Origin of the sequence: Glycomyces lechevalierae, assembly GCF_027622945.1 — a bacterium.
Classification (GTDB): domain Bacteria; phylum Actinomycetota; class Actinomycetes; order Mycobacteriales; family Micromonosporaceae; genus Glycomyces; species Glycomyces rutgersensis.
In genome coordinates this window covers 17,314-40,770 of sequence record NZ_JAPZVQ010000026.1, presented here as the reverse complement: position 1 = coordinate 40,770, position 23,457 = coordinate 17,314, and the positions used below count along the sequence as shown (strand labels likewise).

The window sequence follows — 23,457 nt, the reverse complement described above, 5'->3', positions numbered from 1 at the left end:
GGCTTAGTTCGCCTGCGCCTCCTTGACGGTGATGTTGCCGCCGGAGGTGCGGGCCCGCACCTTCACGGTCCGCCCGGGCACGCCCGCGACGGCGACGTGGTTGTGGACGCGGCCGGTCGCGGACTTCGCGTCGAGTTCGACGACGGTGCCGACGGAGACGCCGATCTCGAGCCGGCCGACGGCGGTGGTGACCTCGACCGGGCCGGTGCCGATCCGGCCGATCGTGATGTCGCCGATGGCGGTCTTGGCCTCGACGGCGGCGTGCGCCGCGCCGATCGCGATGGGGCCGTTGGCGGAGTTGACACGGAGGTCGCCGTCGACGTCGCCGATCCAGGTATTGCCGCCGATGTTCTTCACGACGGCCTCGCCGCCGACGTGGTTGACGCGCACATCGCCGCTGCCGCTGACCTCGGCCTTGCCGTGGACGTGGTCGACGGTGATCCGGCCGCCGGTGGTCTTGACGCGGACCTCGGCGGCGCGGGCGACCTTGATGTCGCCGATGGCGTTCTTGAGGCGGCAGGCGCCGACCTCGCCTTGGACGACGTACTCGCCGTCGGCGGTGTCGCCCTGGACGTTCGAGCCGGTCGGGAGCTGCACGTGGACGCGCACGGACCCGAACTTGCGGGCGAAGGCGGTGCGGAGCTTCGGGTGCCAGACGCGGAGCTTGCCGTCCTCGAACTCGACGTTGACCTGCTCGGCGGCGGTGACGTCGAGCTTGCGGGTGGGGTCGATCGGGGCGATCTCGACGACGGTGTCGGTGCGGTCGGTGGCGGTGAAGCGGATGTCGCCGAGGATGATCTCGACGGCGGCGGTGATCGGCGCGGGGGTGGTGAAGGTCTGCATGTCAGTGCCTCTTTCGGTGCGGTCTCGCTGGCTTGATGCCATAACGATGCGCCCGCGCGCTGTCACCGGCCTTGCGTTCCCCTTTCACGGCCGCTGACATCCGTCATCGCAGGTAAGTTCGCCGGTCAGTGCGGTTGCTCGAGGTCGGCGAGGAGCCCGTCGAGCGCGGTTCCCAGCGCGGCGCCGTTGGCCTGGTCGAACCAGGTGGTGCGGATGCGCTCGTTGCTGCCGCCGGGCGTCTCGTGCTCCGCGGCGATGGCCTGGAGCGGCTTGGACTCCTCGCCGAGGGAGCGGTTCACGCCTTGGAAGAGGCTGCGCACGTACCGGTCGGCGGCCTCCTGCGGGACGCCGTTCCGGGCGGCCCAGTCGGCAAGGGCGCCAAGGTAGGCCAGGTAGGTGCTCACGGTGCTGGAGACCGCGGAGAGCACGTTGTAGGCGGTCTCGTCGGGGACCGGCTGGGCGCCGCCGAGCCGGTCGAAGAAGGCCTCGGCCACCGGGTGGGCGGGGTAGATGACGGTGACGGAGCCGCGTTCGCGCACGGTGGGGAGGGGGATGGCGGCCACGATGGGCGCGTCGGTGCCGAGGAGTCGGCGCAGCTCGTCGGCGGCGACACCGGGGATGACGTTGACGATGGTCTTCTCGGCGCTGATCCGGAGCCCGGCGAGGGCGTCGTGCCGGTCGGCGCGGCGCAACGCGATGAGCACGATGTCGGAGTGGTCCACGACCTCTTGGTTGTCCTTGCGCACCAGAGCATTCGGGAAGCGCTCGGCGAGGTCGGCGGCGGTGGCGGCGTTGCGCGGGGAGAGGCTGATGGGCGGGGCCTCCTGGGTGCCGTCGCTGAGGCCTTCCACCATCGCCTTGCTGATCTCGCCTACGCCGATGAATCCGATGCGTTCCACCGTGTCTCCCTTCGTCGCGCTCGAGGCTAGCGTACGCGAACGCAGGTTCTGAAACTTTCGGAACTATGAATTGAAGTGCATCAATAAAAATTAGTACTTGAGCTGGGATTGACGGCGCATGAACCCAAATTTATGCTGAATTCGGCAACCGGTATCGCCCGAAAGTTTCGGAACATCTCCAGCTTCAGGAGGAGCAATGGCGCATCACCCGAACGAACCCGAGACCACGAAAGCGAAGCTGAAACGGCGGTCCCTGCTCACCGCCGGCGCGGCCCTCCCGGTACTCGCCGCCGCCGAACCCGCCGCGGCCCAGACCACCATCCTGGTCGAGCCCAACACCGTCCAGCAGACCATCCAGGGCTTCGGCGGCATGAACCACGCGGTCTGGATCGCCGACCTCACCGCCGCCCAGCGCGACACCGCGTTCGGCAACGGCGCCAACCAGCTCGGCTTCTCCATCCTCCGCATCCCCGTCCACGAGGACCGCAACAACTGGAGCCGCGAGGTCGCCACCGCCCAACGCGCCCAAGCGCTCGGCGCGAAGGTCTTCGCGTCCCCGTGGAACCCGCCGGCCTCCATGACCGAGACCTTCTCCGGCGGTAAGCGGCTGCGCTACGACATGTACGACGACTATGCCCAGTACCTCAACGACTTCGACCAGTTCATGGCGAACAACGGGGTCGACCTCTACGGCATCTCCGTCCAGAACGAACCGGACTACGCGCACGACTGGACCGCCTGGACCCCGACCGAGATGCTCAACTTCTGCCGCAACAACGCGGGCACGATCGGCACCCGCGTCATCGCGCCTGAATCGTTCCAGTACCGCAAGAACATGTCCGACCCGATCCTCAACGACTCCCTCGCCCTCGGCAACGTCGACATCATCGGCGCCCACCTCTACGGCACCCAGAACGCCGACCTCCCGTACCCGCTCTTCCAGCAGAAGGGCGGCGGGAAGGAGCTGTGGATGACCGAGGTCTACCACCCGAACAGCACCGACTCGGCCGACCTCTGGCCCGGCGCGCTCGACACCGGCGAGCACATCCACCGCGCACTCGTCTACGGCCGCTTCCAGACCTACGTGTGGTGGTACATCCGCCGCAGCTACGGCCCGATGCGGGAGGACGGCCAGATCAGCAAGCGCGGGGCGAACATGGCCCACTTCTCCAAGTGGGTGCGCCCCGGGTACCAGCGGATCACCGCCACCGCGAACCCGCAGGCGAACGTCTACATCACGGCGTTCAAGAGCGGCGCCAAGATCGTCATCGTCGCCATCAACAAGAACTCCTCGGCCGTGTACTTCCCGTTCACGGTGCAGGGCGGCGGCAACGCCACCGTCGCCAGCTGGGTGACGACCTCGAGCCAGACGCTCGCGGCGTCCTCCTCCCCCACCATGACCAACGGCTCCTTCGGCGCCCAGCTCCCGGCGAGCAGCATCCGCACGTTCGTCATCAACTGACCGGGTGAGAACCCGGCCGCAGCGGGTACTCCTCCCACTCGAAGCGGGCGCCCTCGCGGGCGCCCGCCCACCTGAAGGAGGATCCATGTCCGTCAAGGAGCGCCTCGTCGTCCAAGTCACCGACGCGCCCGAGAAGAGCCGCTATGAGGCTTATGTCGATGGCGAGCTGGTCGGTTACACCGAATACCGCCACAACGACGGCACGACGATGCTCTCCATCACCGAAGTGCCGGAAGAGTTGCAGAACAAGGGCATCGGCGCGGCGCTGGCGCGCTTCGCGCTCGCGGCGGCACGCGAGTCCGGCAGGCGGATCGAGCCCGTCGACCCGTTCATCGCCGGATGGCTCGAACGCCACCCCGAGCACGCCCACATGATGCACGAGAAGGCGATCCACCTCGGCGAAGAGACCTGACGCGGCTGCGTGTCGGCCTTCGCCGCGTTCAGCTGCGGCGCGCGGGTCACTCCGTGCTCGGCAGGCTCGGATGAGCAGTGGGGTAGACGCCGATCGCGAACCCGTAGGTGGTCTCGCCGGACCTCGGCAGCCGGTCGAACTCGTCGACCAGTTCGGCCATGCGGTCCCAGAACGCCGAGGCCTGCTCCTCCGAGAGGCGCGCATGCCGGATGAAACCCCAGAGCTTCCCCTCCTCGAACGCCGCCGCCGATTCGCGTGCGGCCACCTCGAAATCGTTGAAGTCCCCTGACGTCGCTCCGGCGGGCGACGCCTCTGCCGCGACGTAGAACATGCGCGCGGTGCGACCGTAGAAGCGCTCCTCGATCGCCCGCACCTTCCTCGTGCGCACCACTTGGAGCAGGCCGTTGCGGAAGAGCACGTCCACATGGTGCGCGACCGTGCTCTTGGGGCGTTCGATCGCGGCCGCGAGCTCGGTGACGGTCGCGGCCCGCTCGTGGAGGAGCTGCAGGATCGCGGTGCGGACCGGGTGGCCTACGGCCTTCACCTGCGCCGGATCGGTCAAGGCCATCCGATCGGCGAGCTCGTAACCCGGGGGGTTGTCCGTCATGACAGAACAGACTAGCATCGTGGAATGATCCAGAAACGCCGATCAATTGGAGACAGGAGACGCTGACGTGGCCGAAATCCTGCTGTACCACCACATCCAGGGACTGACGGACGGCGTCTCGGCTTTCGCCGACGACCTGCGGCAGTCCGGCCACACCGTGCACACGCCCGACCTGTTCGAGGGCCGCACGTTCGGCGATCACGAGGAGGCGTTCGCATTCGCCCGCGCCACCGGGTTCGACACGATCCGGAAGCGCGGCGCCGCCGCAGCGGACGAGCTCGGCCCCGAACTCGTCTACGCCGGGTTCTCCTTCGGCGTCACGATCGCCCAGCGACTCGCGCAGACACGGCCGGGCGCCCGCGGGGCCCTGCTCATGTACTCCTGCATCCCGGTCTCGGAGTTCGGGGAGGCCTGGCCGCAAGGAGTGCCGGTGCAGATCCACGGCAAGGAAGGCGACGAATTCTTCGACGAGGACCTTCCGGCCGCGCGCGAGCTTGTCGGCGTCGCGGGCGACGCCGAACTGTTCCTCTACCCCGGCGATCAGCACCTCTTCGCCGACTCCTCGCTCGACGACTACGACCCGGAGGCGGCCGCGCTGCTCACGGAGCGGGTGAAGGCGTTCCTCGCCTCGGTCTGATCGCGCGTGCCCTGACGCCAAGCGCCGCAGCAGTACTCGGCCGGGCTGCTCAGCCCTGCTTCTTGGCGCGCAGCTCGGCCCAGTGCTCGAGCCGCTCGCCCACCCGCGCCTCGAACCCGTTGCGCGTGGGCCGGTAGAACCGCTCGCGCTCCATGTCCTCGGGGAAGTAGTCCGCGCCCGAGAAGCCGTCCTCGCTGTCCGGGTCGTACTGGTATCCCTTGCCGTACCCGATGTCCTTCATCAACCTCGTTGGCGCGTTGAGGATGTGCGGCGGCGGCGCGAGCGAACCGGTCTGCTTCGCGCTCCGCATCGCCTCGCCGAAACCCCGGTAGACCGCGATCGACTTCGGCGCGGTCGCGAGGTAGACGACGGCATGCGCGATCGCCAGCTCCCCTTCCGGCGAACCCAGCCGCTCGTAGACGTCCCAGGCGGCGAGCGCCTGCTGCACGGCCTGCGGGTCGGCGATCCCGATGTCCTCGTTGGCGAACCGCGTGATGCGCCGTGCGATGAACAGCGGGTCCTCGCCGCCGTCGAGCATCCGCGCGAGCCAGTACAGGGCCGCGTCCGGGTCGGAGCCGCGCATCGACTTGTGCAGGGCCGAGATGAGGTTGTAGTGGCTCTCCTGGGCCTTGTCGTACAGCGGCGCGCGCTTCTGGATCGTCTCCGCGAGCGCGGCCGTATCGAGGGGCGGCGTGCCTTCGGGCAGTTCTTGGAGCTGCTCGACCATGTTCAGCAGGTAGCGGCCGTCGCCGTCGGCCATGGCGATGAGGGAGCCGCGCGCCTCGTCCTCGAGCGGGACGGGCCGCACTTCCTGCTCGGCGCGGGCGAGGAGCGTTTCGAGTGCGGCGGTGTCGAGCCGGTGGAGGACGAACACCTGGCAGCGGGAGAGGAGCGCGCCGTTGAGTTCGAAGCTGGGGTTCTCGGTGGTGGCGCCGACGAGGATGATCGTGCCGTCCTCGACGTACGGCAGGAACGAGTCCTGCTGGGCGCGGTTGAACCGGTGGATCTCGTCGACGAACAGCATCGTGCCCTGGCCCATTTCGCGGCGCTGCTGCGCGGCCGCGAAGACTTTTCGCAGGTCCGCGACGCCCGAGAATGTGGCCGACAGGGGCTCGAACGCCAGGTTCGTCTGCTCGGCGAGGAGCCGCGCGATGGTGGTCTTGCCGCATCCGGGCGGGCCCCACAGGATCGTGGAGACGGGTTTCCCGCGCGCGACCATCCGGCCGAGGGGCGCATCGGCGGCGAGGAGGTGGTCCTGGCCGACGACTTCGGCGAGAGTGCGCGGCCGCAGCCGGTCGGCGAGGGGCCGCGGCGGGTCGTCGCCGAAGAGCGGCAGTGCGGGCGCCGGATCGGTCATGCCGCCACCTTAACGCTGGGGTGTGACATGCGGGGCGAACGTGAGAGGATGCTCGGGTCTGAAGGAGGCCCAGCGTGCAAGCGATCTGCGAGGTGGTGATCACCGCTCCCGACGCCGGCTGGCTCCGCGAGTTCACGCGGCGGCTGGTCGAGGAGCGCTTGGCGGCCTGCGGGCAGAACGTCACGGAGGTGCGTTCGATCTTCCGCTGGGAAGGGCGCATGCACGACGAGCCCGAGGCCCGGGTCATGCTGCACACCCGCCAGTCGCTGGTCCCGGAGATCATCCGGATCGTGCGCAAGGAGCACCCGTACGACGTGCCGTGCGTGCTCGCGACCCTCATCACCCAGGCCAACCCGGACTACCGCGCCTGGGTGCTCGAGTCGACGCGGGCTCCGGACGAAGAGGAATAGCCGGCGCGGCCCCGGTTGACCCCTCGCGCGGGCCGATGGCAGGATCGACCGTCCGGACAGCGAACAGGAGCGTTCATGACCGAGATCCGCGACATCGAAGTGGTCGTCTTCGACGTGCTGGGCACGTTGGTCGATGAACCGGACGGCATCGCCGCGGCGATCCGCGAGGCCCTGCCCGAAGCGGAGACTCCGGACGTCGATGCGCTGGTCGCCTTGTGGCAGAACCATGTCGAGGTGCAGCAGGCGCTCATCGCCGGTGGCGAACGCGACTACGCGAACACCGAGTTCATCGATGCCGAAGCGGCCCAAGCGGTCGCGGAACGCGCCGGGATCACCGACGAGTCGGTCATCGCGAGGATGGCGACGGCCGGCCAGCGACTGGCCCCCTGGGACGACTCGGTCGCCGGTCTCGAGCGGCTCTCGTGGCACTTCCCGGTCATCGGCCTCTCCAACGCCAGCCGTGCGGCGCTGTTGCGGCTCAACTCTTTCGCTGGTCTGCGCTGGCATCAGGCGTTGTCGTGCGAACTGGCCCGGGCGTACAAGCCTTCGCCTGAGGTTTACCGGCTCGCTTTGGATGCGGCCGGGTGCGCGCCGGAGCGGGTGCTGATGGTGGCGGCGCATGCGTGGGATCTCCGTGGCGCCCAAGGGGTCGGGATGCGCACGGCTTATGTGTCGCGGCCGGTCGGCGACCCGCCGAAGGATTCGGACACGTTCGACGCCCACTTCGACGGGCTGGTCGCCTTGGCCGACGCTCTCGTCGCTGACTAGCCGGTGGCAATACCGCCTCGCTGCGCCGAGAGCGCCGACCTCTAGACCCAGTCGAGCCCTGCCGACTCCGCTGAGCCCCGGTCTACCGGGGAGTGGCGGCCAATGACAGCGTCGCCAGGTCGTTGTCGGTCGTCGGCAGGCCTGCGGTGGGGATGGACCTCACCGACTGCCATGTTCCATCGGCGCGACGGATGGTGTGTCTGCCGACCTGCTTGCCGTCGATCAGTTCGCCGACCCCCAACTGCAGTTCGCCGCCGGCGTTGGCGGCACTGGCGGTAAACGGAAGCTTGCCGGAGAACACGGGCACCTGCTGGAACCGCTGCCAGGTCGCGTCCGCTCTGCGGATGCCGTGGTAGATGCGGTAGGCGCTGGCCAGCGCTACGACATGGAGATTCGAGCCGATCCCCGCCAAGGTCACCTCGTTGATATCGCCGATCTCGCCGGCCGCGCTCTCGATGTTGCCCCAGCCGCTCCAAGTCCCGCCCGAGCTTCGGATCGAGTGGAGGATTTCGCCGTTGGAGACGACGGCGGTGTCGATTGTCGTGCCTACTCTGGTCGTGGCGATGTGATCGATGCTGCTGAAGGTCCGGAGCAGTTTCCAACTGGCCCACCAAGTGCCGTCCGCGTTGCGGACGGTGTGGTACAGGTCGCCGCTGTCGCGGGTCGCGGCGAAGACATGTAGCTGGCTGTCGACGGACGTCGCCGCGACTCTGACGATGCCCGTGGGGCCCGATTGCGAGGGAATGGGACTGAATGCGGTCCAGGAACCGTCGGTGCCGTTCCGGATGGCGTGCTTCGGGCCCTCCTCACCGATGCAAGCGGCGACGTGAACATCCTTGGAGATGCCGACAGCAGAGAGGGAGTAGAGGGCGTAGGGATTGGGGGCGATCTCGTTCCAGCGCGTGTTCCAGCTTCCGTCGCCGGCGCGCATTTGATACATGATATTGCCGCTCAGCGTGTCCGCGAGAAAGTGCGTGTTCCAGTCGGCGGGGGCGGCCGAGGCCGCCGCGGGAGCGAGTGCCCCTAGGCCCGTGCCGACCAGCGCGGCGGCCGGTAGGGCGAGGAGCGAGCGGGTGAATTGCCGGCGGTCGAGCGAGGTCATGTCCGATTCCTTGGAGATCGAGTGAGCTTGTGGGCCATGGCGTTGCGGCGTTCGCCGCGCAGTCGTGGCGCGGCCTTCCCGCAGTACTCGCACAGCCTGCCGTCGCGCGAGGCGTTTGTCGAGGCGGTGCACCGGCGGAAAAGCGGCAGGAATCAGGGCCGGTACCCAGCCAGACTCTGACGAAACGACAAGGCGCGCTTCCCATTTCGATGGGAAGCGCGCCTCGGCGTTGATAAAGCCGGGGTCAGTCGCGGGCGTTGCTCTTGAACGACCTCAGCCGGAGGCTGTTGCCGACCACGAAGACGCTCGAGAACGCCATCGCCGCACCGGCGAGCATCGGGTTGAGCAGGCCCAGGGCCGCGAGCGGGATCGCCGCCACGTTGTAGGCGAAGGCCCAGAACAGGTTGCCCTTGATGGTGCCGAGCGTTCTGCGGGACAAGCGGATCGCGTCGGCGGCGGCCCGGAGGTCGCCGCGGACCAGGGTCAGGTCGGCGGCCTCGATCGCTACGTCCGTGCCGGTGCCCATGGCCAGGCCGAGGTCGGCCTTGGCGAGCGCCGCCGCGTCGTTCACGCCGTCGCCGACCATCGCCACGACCCGGCCTTCGCGCTGCAGCCGCGCCACCTGGTCCACCTTGTCCTGCGGCAGGACCTCGGCGATGACCTCGTCGATGCCGACCTCGGCGGCGATGCGCTCGGCCACGGTCGTGTTGTCGCCGGTCAGCAGGACCGGGGTCAACCCGAGGGCCTTGAACTGGGCGATGGCCTCGGCGCTGGTGGGCTTCACGGTGTCGGCGACGACGAGCACGCCGCGCGCCTCGCCGTCCCAGCCGACCGCGACGGCGGTCTTGCCTTCGCGTTCGGCCTCCGACTTCGCTTCGGCCAGTTCGGCACTGAGCTCGAGGGTCCAGTCGTTGAGGAGGGATTCGCGGCCGACCACGACGAGGTGGCCGTCCACGACGCCCTGCACGCCCTTGCCTTCGATGTTCTTGAAGTCCTCGACCTCGGGCAGCGCGCCCTCAGTAGCGGCGGACTTCGCGATCGCCTGGGCCACAGGGTGTTCCGAGGCGTGCTCCAGCGCCCCGGCGAGGCGCAGCAGCTCGGCGCGGTCGGTGCCCGCGGCCGGGACGGCCTCGGTGAGGGTCATCTTGCCGGTGGTCACGGTGCCGGTCTTGTCGAGCACGATCGTGTCGACCTTGCGCGTCGACTCCAGGACCTCCGGGCCCTTGATGAGCACGCCCATCTGCGCGCCGCGACCGGTGCCGACCAGCAGCGCGGTGGGCGTCGCGAGCCCGAGGGCGCAGGGGCAGGCGATGATCAGGACCGCGACGGCGGCGGTGAACGCGGCCGCCGTCGGGTACCCGGCGCCCAGCCAGAACCCGAGCGTCGCGACGGCGATCGCGATGACGATCGGCACGAAGATCCCCGCCACGCGGTCGGCCAGGCGCTGGACCTCGGCCTTTCCCGACTGGGCGTCCTCGACCAGCTTCGCCATCTGCGCCAACTGGGTGTCGCCGCCGATCGCGGTGGCGCGCACGACGAGTCGTCCGCCCGCGTTGACGGTCGCGCCGGTGACCGCGTCGCCCTCGCCGACCTCGACCGGGACGGACTCGCCGGTGAGCATCGAGGCGTCGACGGCGGAGGTGCCGGTGACGATCACGCCGTCAGTGGCGATCTTCTCGCCGGGGCGCACGACGAACTCGTCCCCCACGGCCAGGTCCTTGATCGGAATCCGGGTCTCGGCGCCACCGCGCAGGACGGCGACGTCCTTGGCGCCCATGTGGAGCAGCGCCCGCAGGGCCGCGCCGGCCTGGCGCTTCGAGCGCTTCTCGAAGTACCGCCCGGCCAGGATGAACATGGTGACCCCGGCGGCCACCTCGAGGTAGATGTTGCCTGCGCCGTCGCTCGGGGCGACCTTGAACGTGAACGGGTGGGTCATGCCCGGCGTACCGGCCGTGCCGAGGAACAGGGCGTACAGGGACCAGGCGAACGCGGCCAGGGTGCCGACCGACACCAGTGTGTCCATAGTGGCCGCACCGTGGCGCAGGTTGATGGCGGCCGCCTTGTGGAACGGCCAAGCGGCCCAAAGGACTACCGGCGCGGCGAGCGCCAGGGACGCCCACTGCCAGTACTCGAACTGGAGCGCTGGGGCCATGGCCATCGCGATCACGGGGACTGAGAGCACCACCGAGCCGATGAGCCGCTGGCGCAGGCCCGTCAGCTCCGGGTCGGGCTTCTCGTCGTCCTCGGACTCCGTCGTCTCGGGCTCCGGCGGGGCCGGGAGCGCCGCCGTGTAGCCGGTCTTCTCGACGATCGCGATGAGTGAGGCCGGGTCGGTGCCCTCGGGGGCCTCGATGCGGGCCTTCTCGGTCGCGTAGTTGACGGTGGCGTTGACGCCCTCGACCTTGTTGAGCTTCTTCTCGATCCGCATCGCGCAGGAAGCGCAGGTCATGCCGCCGATCTCGAGTTCGATGCGGTCGACCGGGCCGGCCGGTAGCGAAGTCGTCATGGGGTGGTCCTTCCTCTCTCGGCTGGGGGCCTAGTGGCCGTGTCCGTCGGTCGCATCGTGCGAGGTGGTCTCGGCGCCGGGTCCGGTGGCGGACTCGCTGGGCGAGGCCTCCGCACTTTCAGTGTCGTGCCCCGAGTCGTGATCGGTGCTCGTTTCGGCTTCCGGGTCGCCCGCGTCGATCACGAAGGCCGCGCTGTGGACCCGGCCCTCGACCTGGAAGTCGAAGTAGAGGAAGTACCGGCCCGCGGTGGGCACCTCGGTCGCGAAGGCGACGGACGGCCCGCTGAGGTCGCCCGCCTGCGGCTCCTCCCCCTCGGGGTGGACGTGCAGGTAAGCGAGGTCCCCTTCGCGAAGGGCCACAAGGTGTCCGAACGCGCCGAGGTAGGGCTCGATGGTGGTGACGGGCTGTCCGTCGCGGGTGACGGTCGCGGTGACCTCGGCGGAGGTTCCGGCGGTGAGGTCGCCGTCGAGGGTCACGGTGTAGCCGTCGACCTCGGCGGTGAGGGAGGGCGCGGTCGCGACGACCGGGCCGTAGTCGCCGGTGACCTCGACGGTGCGGGTGAGGGTGACGTCCGGGGCGTCCTCCGCGGCGCCCGCGCCGCCCTGGCCGTCGCCGCCGTCGGCGGGGACGAAGTCGGCGTAGACGCGGTAGGTGCCGGCGGCGTCCCAGGTCCAGGGGAGGGTCCAGGTGCCGTCCGCGCCGAGCTCGGGGTGCACGTGGCGGAAGTTGGTGCCGTCCGCGCGGACCACGATGAGGTGGAGTTCCTTCTCGTGCGAGAGGGTGTAGTCGGTGAGCGGCCTGCCGTCCGAGGCGGTGATGTGGAAGGCGAGTTCGCCCGCCGCGCCGACGCCCGCGGGGGCGGCGACCTCGCTGAGGACGTAGCCGTCCTGCTCGATCGAGAGGCCGCGAACGGGTTGGGCCGCATCGTGACCGCCGTGTTCCCCGCTCTCGCCGCCATGCTCTTCGTCGTGGCCGGACTGCTCGTTCCAGTCGTCGGCGGCGTCCTCGGGGACGACGGCGGCGGCCGTGCCGAACGCGGCGGCGAACAGCACCGCGAGTCCGCCGCCGTAGAGGCCGAGTCGTGTACCGGTGTTCATTGGCGTTCCTCCCGCTCCGATGATACCCCCTTAGGGTATCTGCATGACTCGCATTCTTACCCCCAGGGGGTATCCAAGTCAAGCGTGGAGCCCAGACGTGAGCCAAGGAACAGGGCTGGTGCACCGGACGGCGCTAGCCGGGATCGACGACCTCATCGTCGGCGTGCGCGCCGAACTCGGCGACGCGCACCTCCGCAATGTGCTCGTACCGGTTGATCCGGTCGGTCCACTCCGTGTCGACACCGAAGGCCACCTGCGCGAAGCCGACCCGGCCGATGGCCTCGGCCAGGCCCGGATCGCCAGGGGCCAGCAGCCGAACCGGCGCGTCGAGTGCCACGGTGTGCGGCGGCACGAAGTACTCGTTCGGCAGAACGGTGCGCGCATGGACGAGCGCGCCGACGGCGACGACCGAGCCGGCCCCCAATCGTGCGCTCTGGAGGACGGTCGCCGCGGTCGCCACGTAGACGCACCTGCCGACCTCGCAGCCCAGCAGCGTGGCATGCGGCCCCACGAAGACATGGTCGCCGACGACCACTGACTGATCGCCGACGACCGCAGACCCGCGCAGCACCGCGTTCTCGCAGATCACCGCCGCCTCCCCGATCTCGATCCGAGACCCCTCGGCATTGAGCACCGCGCCGTACATCACCCGCGCCCGCGGCCCCACGCGGACATCGCCGACCAGCGTGGCCGTCGGGGCGACGTAGGCGGTGGGGTGGACCCGCGGTTCATGCCCGCGATGCCGGATACGGATTCCCTGTGTCTCAGCGATCATGAACGGAGTCTGGCACCACCGATCGCGAACATGCTGGCCAAATTTCGACGTCGCGTCGCCGCGACGAGGACCGGCCGTCTCCCCCGGCCGTACTAGCCGTCGCAATCGCGCAGGCATTCCTGCCAGACGCGCACGGCGGCCTCCTCGATCTGGTCGGCGATGTCGCCGCTCAGGATCCAGGGCCAGGATTCGTGGTCGCAGATCCAGAGGTCGGGGACGTCGTTGACGACTCCGCTGAGGTGCCCGAGGAGGGTCGGGCCCTCCGGGGCGTCGGCGGTGATCCAGATGCGCGGGTGGTTGCGGAGGATGCCGAAGGCGAGCGTCTGGCCGTCGACGACGGCGGTGCCCACGGTCGTGAGCGAGTCGACGTCCGGAGGGAAGACGACGCTGGATTGGACGGGGAGGGCGGCGAGCGCGCGTTGGTAGGCGCGACGGACCTCCAAGGGCGCGTTGCGGAATCGGCTCATCGTCGGCCTCCGACCGGGAGCCGGGACGAGGCGGCGGCCCGGACCATGCGGCCGAGCGATTCGGTCGGGAGTTGCGGTGGGGCGAGCGGGAGCAGCCGGGCGGTCCCGACCGGGGCCGGGCGGCTGGTCGCGCCCACCGGAAAGACGGGAGTCGTGGTCGGGAACGAGCGGGCGAGCGCGAGATTTCGCGGACGGCGGTTTCGGCGGCGCTTGATCGCGCCCCGGCGAGGGTTGACCGGGAAGGTTTCGGAGACGTCGAAGCCCGTCCAGCTTCCCCTGGGCCAGTTGAGGTTTCGGTGGTTCTGGTCGCGGGTCATGCCGTAGGTGTGCAGGAAGATGCGGCGGGTGTCGGCACGGCGGCGGCTCCGAGCGCCGTTTCGCGGAGCCATGACCGGATGGGGCCGGTGCGGTCGGCGTGGCCGCGGCGGGCCGGGACGCCGAACCGGCGCGGGCCGAACCTGCGCGGGGCGGGCGAATGACTGTGTGGCGGTGCGCCACTCGACCGGAATCGCGGGCGGTTCGGTGAGCGCACGCGGATCCGCTGGTGGCGGCTCGGCTGCATCGATCGTTTCCACCGACTCGGCGACCGGAGCGCGACCGACATACCGATTCGGCTGGCGCGCTTCGCATGAGGCACGTGAACGTCGGCAGCGCGAGGGCGGATCGGGGAACGGCAGCACTCGCCAGTACAGGACCGCGAGCACGATCTGGAGGTACCAGCGCAGGTAGACGAGCACGCGGTTCGGCTCGGACGGTTCGAGGTGGGCCATGTGCAGCTCCTCCGAGTCACGGAGGAACGCGTGGTACGCGGCCTCGCGCATCGGTGAGAAGTCCTGCGGCTCAAGCGGTTCCGAGCGGACTTGCGGCTCAGCCGGTTCCGGGCGGACCTGCGATGGGCGTCGCCGCTCGGTCGGCAGTGGGTCCGGGAGTTCGCCTCTGCGCCTTCGGCCCCTTCGCGGGTCGGGCTGCCAGCCGGGTGTGCCGTACGGCCCCGGGTCGAGCGGGTCGAACGGCTTCTCGCCGATCCGCCATGAGGCGGTCGTGGCCGAATGGGTGTTTTCAGGTACGCCGGAATGGCGTATCGTCGTCGACGACACGATAGGTTCGCCCTTCGTTGTTAGGTCGCCCGGTGGGCTGGAGTTGGTAGCTGCAAGGCCACCGGGCGACTGCTGGAAATTCTGCACTATGGAGTTGTCGCGTTCTGAGCGGGCTCTGACGTAACCCATTCGGGTGACGACGTAAACCCTTGTCGCACTAGGCAGAGTGCCGATTGCGGTCCCTGCATGATGAGCGATGTTTGCACGCATTGTCAACATCACCGTCTAGATGCGCATTGTCGTTTTCTTCGATTCCCTTGTCTCGCATCAGAAACTCGAAGTGTGACCGAGATCGCCCAGGTGGCGGGATACCGCTTATTGCGGGATGAACGTCCTTCGCCTTGTGCGGCGTTCCGAGTCATGGTTATGGTGGAGATGACCGGTTCCGTTGAGCGCGCACGACTGGTGAGAGGACTGTGCTCGTGGGCGATGCAAGAGTCGGGAGTGACTTCGCCGAGCTGTCGCGCAGGATCCGCGCGGCCGGACTCATGCGCCACCGCCCCCGCTACTACGCGATCCGATTCGCGCTCGTCGGCGGCGTGTTCGTGGCCTCATGGACGGCCTTCGTCCTGATCGGCGACAGCTGGTTCCAGATGTTCATGGCCGTGTTCATGGCCATCGTGAGCGCCCAGGTGGCGCTGCTGGGCCACGATCTGGCCCACCGTCAGGTCTTCCGGGGCCGCGCCGACACCGAGCGGGCGGGCTGGTTCACCGGCAACCTCGCCAACGGCATGGGCTACGGGTGGTGGACCGAGAAGCACAACCGCCACCACGCCAACCCCAACCATGAGGAGCTCGACCCGGACGTCTCACCGGGCCTGTTCGTGTGGACGCAGCGTCAGGCGCGCGTCGCCCAGGGCCTGAGCCGGTTCGTGATCAAGTACGAGGCGGAGTTGTTCTTCCCGGCCTTGCTCTTCGAGGGCTTCAACCTCAACTGGTCGGGCATCAGATCGGTCCTCAAACCGGGCCTGAGGCACCGAGGCATGGAGGCGGCGCTGCTCGCGGTGCACTTCGTCGCGTATCTCTCGGTCGTGTTCCTGGTGCTCTCGCCCGGCAAGGCGGTCGCGTTCATCGTGATCCACAAGGCGGTCTGGGGCCTCTACATGGGCTCGGTCTTCGCCCCCAACCACAAGGGCATGCCGACGTTCATTGGCGAAACTGAGCTGGACTATCTGCGCAAGCAGGTGCTGACTTCCCGGAACGTCAAGGGCGGCTGGCTGATGGAGGTCGCGCTAGGCGGCCTGAACCTCCAGATCGAGCACCATCTGTTCCCGGGCATGCCGTCGGTGCACCTGAGTCGGGCCAGGCCGATCGTGCGCGACTTCTGCGCCGAGAAGGGCATCCCCTACCACGAGACCGGCCTGATCCAGTCCTGGCGCGAGGCCCTTGCCCAGTTGCACCGCAACGGCGAATACCTTCGTCACCAGCGGAAGGGCACCATCTCCCCGGCCGGGTGAGGTGGTCGCCGGTCGGGCCGGAGGGCTAGCGGTGGACCCGCCGCACCACGGCCTTGCCGCGTTCGGGCAGGCCGGCCGCGGTGTGCGACAGGGCCTTCCTGGCGTCCTCCATATGGGCCGCCGCACGCCGCAGGAGCGTCTTCGACCTTCTACGGCGGCTGAGCTGCACTCCGACTACGGCGACTGCGGCGATGCCGACTGCGACCGACCCCACGATGACCGGGAGCGTCGATCGCAGGAGGTCACTTCCGCTCTGATGGCCGCCGTGTTCCTCGTCGTGCCAGTCCTCTGCCTGCGACGGTTCGTCATCGGTCTCGGATTGCTTCGTCGGTTCGATCGCCGTGTCCATGGCCGTCTCCTCTTGTCGGGGTGTGGAGGCATGCCCGTTCGAGGCGAGGCGAAACCCCGTCTTGAGCGCACGCTCGCAGCGGTCAAGCCGTGCGGTGGTGACCGGCGCGACGCCTGATGGCCGCGAAGACGATAGTGCCGACGAACAGCACGATGCCGATGATGGCGAGCCAGAGCAGGCCCTTGATGACGAACCCGAGGATCGCGAGCAGTACCCACGCGATGATCAAGATCCAAATAACGGTAGCCATATCTGGATCGTATGCCCGTGAACAGGGCAAAGGGCTCGTATGCGAATACCATTCGCAGGCAGACCGGCGCCCTCGCGGCGGGCCGGTCGTCGTCGGGATCCTCGTGCCTCTCTCGATGAATTTTAAGTCAAACAGTTGACTTAGAATGATTTCCGCGCTTCAATTAGGGCGAAATCGTCGCCGAAGCCGAGGAGGCAGCGCAATGGTTCAGGACAGCACAGACGTGTTGAAATACCCGATCCCCAACGAAGGCACCCTGGAGCCGCCCGCCGAATGGGCCGAGCTGCGCGGCAAATGCCCCGTCGCCCACGTGACCTTCCCCAGCGGGGACCCGGCCCGCCTGCTCACCCGCTACGACGACGTCAAGACCCTGCTCGCCGACCCGCGCTTCGGGCGCGGCACCGGACAGGACGCCGCCAGCGTCACCGAAGGCGACCACGACCCGCTCAACAACTCCGAGATGGCCATGGCCATCCCGCAGGACGGTGAAGGCCACCTCGCGTGGCGCCGCCACCTCAACAAATGGTTCACCGCCAAGCAGATGGCGCGCCTGCGGCCCCGCATCACCGAAGTCGCCGAACGCCTCGTCGACGAGATGACCGCCAAAGGCGCGCCCGCAGACATCAAGGGGGGCTTGGGATTCCCGCTCCCCGTATGGGTGATCTGCGAAATCCTGGGCGTCCCGGAGGAAGACCGCGACAAGTTCTCCTACTGGTCCGACACCCTGCTCAACATGAGCAGGTACGACGGCGAGGAGATCCGGGCCGCGCAGACCGAGTTCTACACGTACCTGGCGGGCCACGTGGCCGCCAAGCGCGAGAACCCCGGCGAAGACCTGCTGAGCGAGCTGGCGAACGACCCCGAGTCGACCATGTCCGACGCGACCCTCATCGCCACCGGACAAGGCCTCCTCGTCGCCGGGCACGAGACCACCGCCAACATGATCGGGAAGATGATCGCGATGCTGCTCGCCGACCGCAGCAAGTGGGAGGCGCTGCTCGCCGACCCGAAGCTCATCCGGTCGGCCGTCGAAGAGGCGCTGCGGCTCGACGTCAACGCCGGCTTCGGCATGATCCGCTACATCGACCAGGAGATCGCGATCGCAGGCGAGACGATCGCACCCGGAACCACGGTCGTCTGCTCCATGGCCGCCGCCAACCGCGACGAGGCCGCGTTCGAACGCGCCGACGAGATGGACCTCGCCCGGACTCCCAACCCGCACTTGGCCTTCGGGGCCGGACTCCACTCCTGCCTCGGGCAGGCCCTGGCCCGCACCGAACTCCAGGTGACCCTGGAAGTGCTGCTGCGGAGGCTCCCCACGCTGGAGCTGGCCGTTCCGGAGGGCGACCTGGAGAAGGTCGAAGGCCTGCTCGTCGGCGGATTGGTCGCAGTCCCGGTTAGATGGTGACATGAACATCCAGAGCACCAAGCGCACCGACCGCGTCGCGGCCACCCGCGACGCCATCATCGCCGCCGCCGAGCGCCTGTTCGCCGAGGAAGGCGTGCAGGCCGTCTCGAACCGCCAGATCAGCGAGGCCGCCGGGCAGGGCAACAACGCCGCCGTCGGCTACCACTTCGGCGGCAAGACCGACCTCATCCGCGAGATCGTGCGCAGGCACGTGGAGCAGATGGAACCGCTCCGCGATCGCATGTACGCCGCGATCAAGGACTCGAAGGACCTGCGGGACTGGGTCGAATGCCTCGTGGCGCCCGTCATGGAGCACTACGACGCGCTCGGCACGCCGTCCTGGTTCGCGCGGTTCGCCGCGCAGATCCAGTTCGACCCGCAACTGCGGTCCATTGTCGAGGATGAGGCGCTGCGCGCCGAGTCGTTGGACCGCACGGTCGAAGGACTCCGCCGATGCGTGCCTTCACTGCCCGAAGGCGTTGTGGACGAACGGTTCCGGATGATGCAGATGCTCCTGGTGCTCAACCCCGCCTCGCGAGAGGCGTCGATGGCCAAGGGCGAGCCGGTCTACGGCTCGTCGTGGCGCGAAGCCGGGGGCGCGCTGACCGATGCGATCGTCGGCCTGCTGGAAGCCCCGCACCACACCCAGGAAACAGCACGGGAATGAGCAAGGAGAAACACCATGAAGGTCACCGTTTACGAGGACAAATGCTGCGGCGCCGGCTCCTGCGTCATGGCCGCGCCGGACGTCTTCGACCAGCGCGACGAGGACGGCATCGTCGTCCTCCTGGAGGAGTCGCCCGGTGAGGACCAGTTCGACGCGGTCCGCGAGGCCGCCAGCATCTGCCCGGCGCTCGCGATCGAGTTGAGCGAGGCGAAGTGAACGGCCCCGCGAACGGGGCAGGGAGCGCGAACCGGAGCCGCAGCGTGCTCGTGGTCGGCGCCTCGGCCGCCGGCCTCGCCACCGCCGAAGCGCTGCGGCGCAAGGGCTTCGACGGCCGCGTGACGCTCCTCGGAGCGGAATCGCACCTGCCCTACGACCGGCCGCCGCTCTCCAAGCAGGTGCTCAGCGGCGACTGGGAACCCGAGCGGGCACGGCTGCGGCCGGAGGCGATGCTCGCCGATCTCGACATCGAGCTGGCGCTCGGCGAGGCGGCCGTCAGTCTCGACGCCGCGAACCGGCGGGTCAAGACCGAGCACGGCCGTGAACTCAGTGCCGATGCGATCGTCATCGCGACCGGGATCCGGCCGCGAGCCTTCCCCGGCACTGCGGGGATCGCCGGCGTGCATCTGCTTCGCACGCTGGAGGACGCGTTGCGCTTGCAGTCCGAGCTTTCGGAGTCCTGTCGGCTGGTGGTGGTCGGTGACGGCGTGCTCGGCGCCGAGATCGCGGCCACCTCGAAGCGGCTGTGCGCCGGCGTCACGCTCGTCGGGCCGCAGGCCGCTCCCATGGAGCTGCAGCTCGGCGGCGAAGTCGCCAAAGCGCTTGCGGCGCTGCACGTTGAGCAGGGCGTGGATCTTCGCCCCGGGGTGGGCGTGGACGGCCTGGTGGAGACGGGCGGGCGCGTGAGCGGCGTCCGGCTCGAATCGGGCGAGGTGCTTCCGGCGGATGCGGTGGTCGTCTCGATCGGCTCGACGCCGGTGACCGAATGGCTGGCCGGGTCCGGGCTGCGCGTCGAGAACGGCGTCGTATGCGACTCGCAGTGCCTTGCGGCCGAGGGCATCTGGGCCGTGGGCGATGTGGCCCGGTGGGACCACGTCGGGCTCGGACGCTCGCTGCGGCTGGAGAACCGCACGAACGCCACCGAGCAGGCCGGGGTCGTCGCGGCGAACATCCTGGGCGAGGCGGCGCCGTACGCGCCCGTGCCCTATTTCTGGACCGACCAGTTCAACGTGAAGATCCAGGTGTACGGCCTGCCGAGCGCGCACGCTGCGACCGAGGTCGTCGAAGGCGACCCGGCAGACGGCCGGTTCGTGCTGCGCTGCACGGAGAACGGCCGCGTGAGTGCGGTGATCGGCTGGAACATGCCGAAGCAGGCGCGGCTGCGCCGCGCCGAAGTGTTCTACGCCTAGCCGCGTGCCCCCGGATTCGCCCGCCCTCGCCCCGGCGCACCGCGCCGCCGACACCCGAGAGAGGCAAGCGCCATGACCGACACCGACATTCCCGCCTACCCGATGGAGCGGGCCGCCCAGTGCCCGTTCAACCCGCCGCCAGAACTGCAAGCGCTGCAAGCCGAAACGCCGATCACGCGGGTGCGGCTCGCCGACGGGACCACGCCGTGGCTCGTCACCGGCTACGCCGACCAGAAGGCCGTGCTCGCCGACCCGCGCGTCTCGTCCGACGCGACCCGGCCCGGCTACCCGATCGGGCGCGAAGGCGACCGGTACGAGACCGAGGAGGCCCCGCCCGCCGAAGCGGAGGACGGGCCGGGCATCGGGTTCATCCTCATGGACGACCCCGAGCACGCCCGGTTGCGGCGCATGGTGACCGCGCCCTTCATGGTGAAGCGCATCGAGGCGATGCGCCCGGCCGTGCAGAAGATCGTGGACGACCTGCTCGACGAGATGCTGGCCGGGCCGAAACCCGTCGACCTGGTGGAGGCGTTCGCGCTGCCCGTACCGTCGCTCGTGATCTCCGAGCTGCTCGGCGTGCCGTACGGCGACCACGAGTTCTTCCAGGAGCAGAGCAAGATCATCATCAACCGCTTCACGACCGACGCGCAGCGGCGCGGCGCGATGGGCGCGCTCGTCGGCTACCTCGCGAAGCTCATGGGCGAGAAGACGCAGTCGCCCGGGGAGGACCTCCTCTCGGGGCTCTTGCCGCGCATCGAGAACGGCGAGATCAGCGTCATCGACGCCGCGCAGATCGGGATGCTGCTGCTCATCGCCGGGCACGAGACCACCGCGAACATGATCGCGCTCGGCACGCTCGCCCTGCTCGAACACCCTGATCAGCTCAAGCTGCTGCAGGAGACGGACGACCCGAAGCTCATCGCGCGCGCCGTGGAGGAACTGCTGCGGTTCCTGCACATCACGCACAGCGGGCGGCGGCGGGTCGCCTTGGAGGACATGGAGATCGGCGGCACCACGGTGCGCGCCGGCGAGGGCCTCATCATGGCCAACGACATCGGGAACCGCGACCCGCGCGTGTTCGCCGAACCGGACCGGCTCGACCTCACGCGTGAGGCGCGCAACCATGTGGCGTTCGGGTTCGGGGTGCACCAGTGCCTCGGGCAGTCGCTCGCGCGGATGGAACTGCAGGTCGTGTACGGGACGCTGTACAAGCGGATCCCGACGCTCGCGCTCGCGGGCGACATCGCGGACGTGCCGTTCAAGCACGACGCCTCGGTCTACGGGGTCTATGAACTGCCCGTGACCTGGTAGAACGGGGGAGGGCCGCCGCCGCTCGTCGCGGCGGCGGCCCTGTCGTCGGCGGCCCGGTTCTGGCGGCGCTGTGGCGTGCGACCAAAAGCGGAGGCGGTTCGCGGACGCCGGGGTTATGGTCGGGGGCGGTGACCTCGCGCGGACGGTGCGTTGCGGGGGACCATGTGGCGGCGGGTGCTCGATCCCATCCGAACCCCGTTGCCGCCCAACCAGACCCTCCAAATCGAATACGAGGCTTACGCCCCATGGAGACTCCCGTCCTCGACGGTCGGCACCCGCTCAAGTCGGTCGCGCGATCCCTTCGGCCCCACCGGGGCCGGCTCGTCGCCGCCATGTTCATCTTCATCCTCAAAGACAGCCCCAGCTGGCTGCTGCCCGTGATCACGGGCGCGGCCGTCGACGCCGTGGTGCGCGGCGGGCCCGTGTCCACGCTCGGGTGGCTCGCCATCGGCGCCACGGTACTTGTGCTGCAGAACGCGTTCACGCACGTCTGGTTCACCCGGTTCTACATGGGCGCGGTGCGCTCGCTCGGCGCGGACTTCCGGAACGCGCTCGCCGCGCGGCTCCAGCTGCTGTCGATCGGGTTCCACTCCCGGTCGAACGCGTCGATCATCCAGTCGAAGGTCGTGCGCGACGTCGAGAACATCGAGATGATGTTCGCCCAGTCCGGCGGGCCGCTGCTCTCGGCCGTGTTCGTGTTCGCGGGCGCGATCACCATGACCGCGCTGACGGTGCCGCAGTTCCTGCCGGTGTTCGCGCTGTCCCTGCCGTGCGGCTTCGGCGTCTGGTGGTTCACGCGGCGGCGCACGCAGGAGCGCAACCAGGAGTTCCGCAAGGAGATGGAGGTCTTCTCGTCGCGGGTCGGCGAGATGGCCGCGCTCATGCCGATCACGCGCGCGCACGGGCTCGAGCACGTTGCGGCCGAACGGGTCTCGCAGGTCGCCGAAGAAGTGCGGCACCGCGGGCTGCGGCTCGACGTGGTCAACGGGCGGTTCGGCGCGGCGAGCTGGGTGACCATGCAGCTCCTGTCCGTCGGGTGCCTGCTGCTGGCGGCGACCGTGGCCGTCATGGACTGGGCGCCGATCACGGCCGGGCAGGTCGTGGTGCTCGGAACCTACTTCTCGATGCTCACCGGCTCGGTCGGATCGGTGCTGAACCTCGTGCCGATCACGGCGCGCGGCACGGAGTCGGTGCGGTCGATCGCGGAGGTCCTGCAGGACCCGGACGTCGAGTACAACGAAGGCAAGCCCACTGTGGACAGTGTGGAGGGCCGGATCGAGCTTCGCGGGGTCACGGTGAAGTACCCGGACGGCGGCGCGCCCGCGCTGGACGCGGTGGACCTCGAGATCGAGGCGGGCAAGACCGTTGCGCTCGTGGGGCCTTCGGGCTCGGGCAAGTCGACGATGATGAACACCGTGCTCGGCCTGATCCGCCCGGCCGGCGGGACCGTGCTGCTCGACGGCGCGGACATGGAGGCGCTGGACATGCGCTCGGTGCGCCGGCACGTGTCCGTGGTGCCGCAGGACTCGGTGCTGTTCGAGGGGTCGGTGCGGGACAACATCACGTACGGCCTCGGGCCGATCGACGACGAGCAGGTGCGGCAGGCGCTGCGCGACGCGAACGCGCTCGACTTCGTCGAGGCGCTGCAGGACGGGTGGGACACGGTCGTGGGCGAGCGCGGCGCGCGGCTCTCGGGCGGGCAGCGCCAGCGGCTCTCGATCGCGCGGGCGCTCATCCGCGACCCGCGGATCCTGTTCCTGGACGAGGCGACGAGCGCGCTCGACTCGGAGTCGGAGCGGCACATCCAGGGCGCGCTCGAGACGCTCATGCGCGGGCGCACGACCCTCGTGGTCGCGCACCGGCTGAGCACGATCCAGCGCGCGGACGTGATCGTGGTGCTCGAGCACGGGCGTGTGACCGAGCAGGGCACGCACGAGGAGCTGTTGGAGCGCTCGGGCCGGTACGCGCGGTCGTGGGGCGCGCAGCACGCGGCTGTTTGAGCGGCGGTGGCCGGGGCGGCCGCGCGGCGCGGCGCGGGCCGTCGCCCGCGCGTACGGGCGGCCCCGGTTACCCACCCGTTCCCACCTGCACCACTACCGATGAAAAAGACCACCCTTTCACAGGGGTGCGACACTGCTTGAATTCGCACAGGACGTGAGCCTGGCTCGC

Annotated in this window: 24 protein-coding genes; 12 read left to right on the top strand and 12 right to left on the bottom strand. The window is 69.2% G+C overall.

Going from position 1 to position 23,457, the window contains the following annotated elements; translation table 11 throughout:
• Positions 1-3 precede the first annotated feature (3 nt).
• On the bottom strand, positions 4-843 hold the full coding sequence (locus O2L01_RS25080) for a DUF4097 family beta strand repeat-containing protein (protein ID WP_270124793.1): 840 nt from the start codon (positions 841-843) through the stop codon (positions 4-6).
• 125 nt (positions 844-968) lie between these two features.
• Positions 969-1,742 (bottom strand): NAD(P)-binding domain-containing protein, encoded by a 774-nt coding sequence (locus O2L01_RS25075; RefSeq protein WP_270124792.1) that lies wholly within the window; start codon positions 1,740-1,742, stop codon positions 969-971.
• Positions 1,743-1,938: 196 nt separating this feature from the next.
• Here O2L01_RS25075 and xynC point away from each other — a divergent pair, with 196 nt between their 5' ends.
• The gene (gene xynC / locus O2L01_RS25070) at positions 1,939-3,204 is read left to right on the top strand and encodes a glucuronoarabinoxylan endo-1,4-beta-xylanase XynC (RefSeq protein WP_270124791.1); all 1,266 of its coding nucleotides are present in this window, start codon (positions 1,939-1,941) and stop codon (positions 3,202-3,204) included.
• 85 nt (positions 3,205-3,289) lie between these two features.
• Positions 3,290-3,616 carry a GNAT family N-acetyltransferase gene (locus tag O2L01_RS25065; protein WP_270124790.1) on the top strand — a complete coding sequence of 109 codons (327 nt, stop codon included), beginning with the start codon at positions 3,290-3,292 and terminating at the stop codon, positions 3,614-3,616.
• 46 nt (positions 3,617-3,662) lie between these two features.
• Here the strand turns inward: O2L01_RS25065 and O2L01_RS25060 are convergent, their stop codons facing one another.
• Positions 3,663-4,223, bottom strand: a complete 561-nt coding sequence (locus O2L01_RS25060; RefSeq protein ID WP_270124789.1) for an ArsR/SmtB family transcription factor — start codon at positions 4,221-4,223, stop codon at positions 3,663-3,665.
• 67 nt (positions 4,224-4,290) lie between these two features.
• Between O2L01_RS25060 and O2L01_RS25055 the strand changes: the two genes are divergently transcribed.
• Positions 4,291-4,860, top strand: coding sequence for a dienelactone hydrolase family protein (locus tag O2L01_RS25055; protein ID WP_270124788.1), 570 nt, complete (start codon positions 4,291-4,293; stop codon positions 4,858-4,860).
• Between the two features lie 49 nt (positions 4,861-4,909).
• Here O2L01_RS25055 and O2L01_RS25050 read toward each other — a convergent pair whose 3' ends face one another.
• Positions 4,910-6,217 (bottom strand): replication-associated recombination protein A, encoded by a 1,308-nt coding sequence (locus O2L01_RS25050; RefSeq protein WP_270124787.1) that lies wholly within the window; start codon positions 6,215-6,217, stop codon positions 4,910-4,912.
• A gap of 74 nt (positions 6,218-6,291) precedes the next feature.
• On the opposite strand from O2L01_RS25050, the gene cutA reads away from it, so the two are divergent.
• Both cutA and O2L01_RS25040 read left to right on the top strand, forming a co-directional pair.
• Positions 6,292-6,627 carry a divalent-cation tolerance protein CutA gene (cutA, locus tag O2L01_RS25045; RefSeq protein WP_270124786.1) on the top strand — a complete coding sequence of 112 codons (336 nt, stop codon included), beginning with the start codon at positions 6,292-6,294 and terminating at the stop codon, positions 6,625-6,627.
• 75 nt (positions 6,628-6,702) lie between these two features.
• The gene (locus O2L01_RS25040) at positions 6,703-7,395 is read left to right on the top strand and encodes a haloacid dehalogenase type II (RefSeq protein WP_270124785.1); all 693 of its coding nucleotides are present in this window, start codon (positions 6,703-6,705) and stop codon (positions 7,393-7,395) included.
• An 82-nt stretch (positions 7,396-7,477) separates the two neighbouring features.
• Here O2L01_RS25040 and O2L01_RS25035 read toward each other — a convergent pair whose 3' ends face one another.
• The 6 genes from O2L01_RS25035 to O2L01_RS25010 form a co-directional block, all read right to left on the bottom strand.
• Positions 7,478-8,497, bottom strand: a complete 1,020-nt coding sequence (locus tag O2L01_RS25035) for a PLL family lectin (RefSeq protein WP_270124784.1) — start codon at positions 8,495-8,497, stop codon at positions 7,478-7,480.
• Positions 8,498-8,741: 244 nt separating this feature from the next.
• A complete protein-coding gene (locus tag O2L01_RS25030) occupies positions 8,742-11,003 on the bottom strand; it encodes a heavy metal translocating P-type ATPase (protein ID WP_270124783.1) in 2,262 nt (753 codons plus the stop codon).
• A gap of 30 nt (positions 11,004-11,033) precedes the next feature.
• On the bottom strand, positions 11,034-12,101 hold the full coding sequence (locus O2L01_RS25025) for a heavy-metal-associated domain-containing protein (RefSeq protein WP_270124782.1): 1,068 nt from the start codon (positions 12,099-12,101) through the stop codon (positions 11,034-11,036).
• 133 nt (positions 12,102-12,234) lie between these two features.
• The gene (locus tag O2L01_RS25020) at positions 12,235-12,876 is read right to left on the bottom strand and encodes a gamma carbonic anhydrase family protein (protein ID WP_270124781.1); all 642 of its coding nucleotides are present in this window, start codon (positions 12,874-12,876) and stop codon (positions 12,235-12,237) included.
• A 92-nt stretch (positions 12,877-12,968) separates the two neighbouring features.
• Positions 12,969-13,343 (bottom strand): hypothetical protein, encoded by a 375-nt coding sequence (locus tag O2L01_RS25015; RefSeq protein WP_270124780.1) that lies wholly within the window; start codon positions 13,341-13,343, stop codon positions 12,969-12,971.
• On the bottom strand, positions 13,340-14,113 hold the full coding sequence (locus tag O2L01_RS25010) for a hypothetical protein (protein WP_270124779.1): 774 nt from the start codon (positions 14,111-14,113) through the stop codon (positions 13,340-13,342). Before O2L01_RS25010 ends, O2L01_RS25015 begins: the two co-directional genes overlap by 4 nt.
• A 743-nt stretch (positions 14,114-14,856) precedes the next feature.
• Between O2L01_RS25010 and O2L01_RS25005 the strand changes: the two genes are divergently transcribed.
• Positions 14,857-15,897, top strand: a complete 1,041-nt coding sequence (locus tag O2L01_RS25005; protein ID WP_344469236.1) for a fatty acid desaturase family protein — start codon at positions 14,857-14,859, stop codon at positions 15,895-15,897.
• A gap of 25 nt (positions 15,898-15,922) precedes the next feature.
• Here the strand turns inward: O2L01_RS25005 and O2L01_RS25000 are convergent, their stop codons facing one another.
• Positions 15,923-16,246, bottom strand: coding sequence for a hypothetical protein (locus O2L01_RS25000; protein ID WP_270124777.1), 324 nt, complete (start codon positions 16,244-16,246; stop codon positions 15,923-15,925).
• Between the two features lie 82 nt (positions 16,247-16,328).
• On the bottom strand, positions 16,329-16,496 hold the full coding sequence (locus O2L01_RS24995; protein ID WP_270124776.1) for a hypothetical protein: 168 nt from the start codon (positions 16,494-16,496) through the stop codon (positions 16,329-16,331).
• A gap of 202 nt (positions 16,497-16,698) precedes the next feature.
• On the opposite strand from O2L01_RS24995, the gene O2L01_RS24990 reads away from it, so the two are divergent.
• The 6 genes from O2L01_RS24990 (at position 16,699) to O2L01_RS24965 (ending at position 23,288) form a co-directional block, all read left to right on the top strand.
• Positions 16,699-17,904: a cytochrome P450 gene (locus O2L01_RS24990; protein WP_270124775.1), complete on the top strand. Its 1,206-nt coding sequence runs from the start codon at positions 16,699-16,701 to the stop codon at positions 17,902-17,904.
• A 1-nt stretch (position 17,905) separates the two neighbouring features.
• Positions 17,906-18,571, top strand: coding sequence for a TetR/AcrR family transcriptional regulator (locus O2L01_RS24985; RefSeq protein ID WP_270124774.1), 666 nt, complete (start codon positions 17,906-17,908; stop codon positions 18,569-18,571).
• 15 nt (positions 18,572-18,586) lie between these two features.
• The gene (locus O2L01_RS24980) at positions 18,587-18,787 is read left to right on the top strand and encodes a ferredoxin (protein ID WP_270124773.1); all 201 of its coding nucleotides are present in this window, start codon (positions 18,587-18,589) and stop codon (positions 18,785-18,787) included.
• Entirely contained in the window at positions 18,784-19,977 is a 1,194-nt protein-coding gene (locus O2L01_RS24975) for an NAD(P)/FAD-dependent oxidoreductase (protein WP_270124772.1), read from the top strand. The genes O2L01_RS24980 and O2L01_RS24975 overlap by 4 nt, the downstream gene beginning before the upstream one ends.
• Before the next feature lie 72 nt (positions 19,978-20,049).
• Positions 20,050-21,288: a cytochrome P450 gene (locus O2L01_RS24970; RefSeq protein WP_270124771.1), complete on the top strand. Its 1,239-nt coding sequence runs from the start codon at positions 20,050-20,052 to the stop codon at positions 21,286-21,288.
• Positions 21,289-21,533: 245 nt separating this feature from the next.
• Positions 21,534-23,288 carry an ABC transporter ATP-binding protein gene (locus O2L01_RS24965; RefSeq protein ID WP_270124770.1) on the top strand — a complete coding sequence of 585 codons (1,755 nt, stop codon included), beginning with the start codon at positions 21,534-21,536 and terminating at the stop codon, positions 23,286-23,288.
• Positions 23,289-23,457 lie beyond the last annotated feature (169 nt).

What these genes read in the sequence shown, in the direction of transcription:
- O2L01_RS25080 (WP_270124793.1), bottom strand. Translation starts at nt 843, where the DNA reads ATGCAGACCTTCACCACCCCCGCGCCGATCACCGCCGCCGTCGAGATC.
- xynC (WP_270124791.1), top strand. Translation starts at nt 1,939, where the DNA reads ATGGCGCATCACCCGAACGAACCCGAGACCACGAAAGCGAAGCTGAAA.
- O2L01_RS25065 (WP_270124790.1), top strand. Translation starts at nt 3,290, where the DNA reads ATGTCCGTCAAGGAGCGCCTCGTCGTCCAAGTCACCGACGCGCCCGAG.
- O2L01_RS25060 (WP_270124789.1), bottom strand. Translation starts at nt 4,223, where the DNA reads ATGACGGACAACCCCCCGGGTTACGAGCTCGCCGATCGGATGGCCTTG.
- O2L01_RS25050 (WP_270124787.1), bottom strand. Translation starts at nt 6,217, where the DNA reads ATGACCGATCCGGCGCCCGCACTGCCGCTCTTCGGCGACGACCCGCCG.
- O2L01_RS25040 (WP_270124785.1), top strand. Translation starts at nt 6,703, where the DNA reads ATGACCGAGATCCGCGACATCGAAGTGGTCGTCTTCGACGTGCTGGGC.
- O2L01_RS25035 (WP_270124784.1), bottom strand. Translation starts at nt 8,497, where the DNA reads ATGACCTCGCTCGACCGCCGGCAATTCACCCGCTCGCTCCTCGCCCTA.
- O2L01_RS25030 (WP_270124783.1), bottom strand. Translation starts at nt 11,003, where the DNA reads ATGACGACTTCGCTACCGGCCGGCCCGGTCGACCGCATCGAACTCGAG.
- O2L01_RS25025 (WP_270124782.1), bottom strand. Translation starts at nt 12,101, where the DNA reads ATGAACACCGGTACACGACTCGGCCTCTACGGCGGCGGACTCGCGGTG.
- O2L01_RS25020 (WP_270124781.1), bottom strand. Translation starts at nt 12,876, where the DNA reads ATGATCGCTGAGACACAGGGAATCCGTATCCGGCATCGCGGGCATGAA.
- O2L01_RS25015 (WP_270124780.1), bottom strand. Translation starts at nt 13,343, where the DNA reads ATGAGCCGATTCCGCAACGCGCCCTTGGAGGTCCGTCGCGCCTACCAA.
- O2L01_RS25010 (WP_270124779.1), bottom strand. Translation starts at nt 14,113, where the DNA reads ATGGCCCACCTCGAACCGTCCGAGCCGAACCGCGTGCTCGTCTACCTG.
- O2L01_RS25000 (WP_270124777.1), bottom strand. Translation starts at nt 16,246, where the DNA reads ATGGACACGGCGATCGAACCGACGAAGCAATCCGAGACCGATGACGAA.
- O2L01_RS24995 (WP_270124776.1), bottom strand. Translation starts at nt 16,496, where the DNA reads ATGGCTACCGTTATTTGGATCTTGATCATCGCGTGGGTACTGCTCGCG.
- O2L01_RS24990 (WP_270124775.1), top strand. Translation starts at nt 16,699, where the DNA reads ATGGTTCAGGACAGCACAGACGTGTTGAAATACCCGATCCCCAACGAA.
- O2L01_RS24985 (WP_270124774.1), top strand. Translation starts at nt 17,906, where the DNA reads ATGAACATCCAGAGCACCAAGCGCACCGACCGCGTCGCGGCCACCCGC.
- O2L01_RS24980 (WP_270124773.1), top strand. Translation starts at nt 18,587, where the DNA reads ATGAAGGTCACCGTTTACGAGGACAAATGCTGCGGCGCCGGCTCCTGC.
- O2L01_RS24970 (WP_270124771.1), top strand. Translation starts at nt 20,050, where the DNA reads ATGACCGACACCGACATTCCCGCCTACCCGATGGAGCGGGCCGCCCAG.
- O2L01_RS24965 (WP_270124770.1), top strand. Translation starts at nt 21,534, where the DNA reads ATGGAGACTCCCGTCCTCGACGGTCGGCACCCGCTCAAGTCGGTCGCG.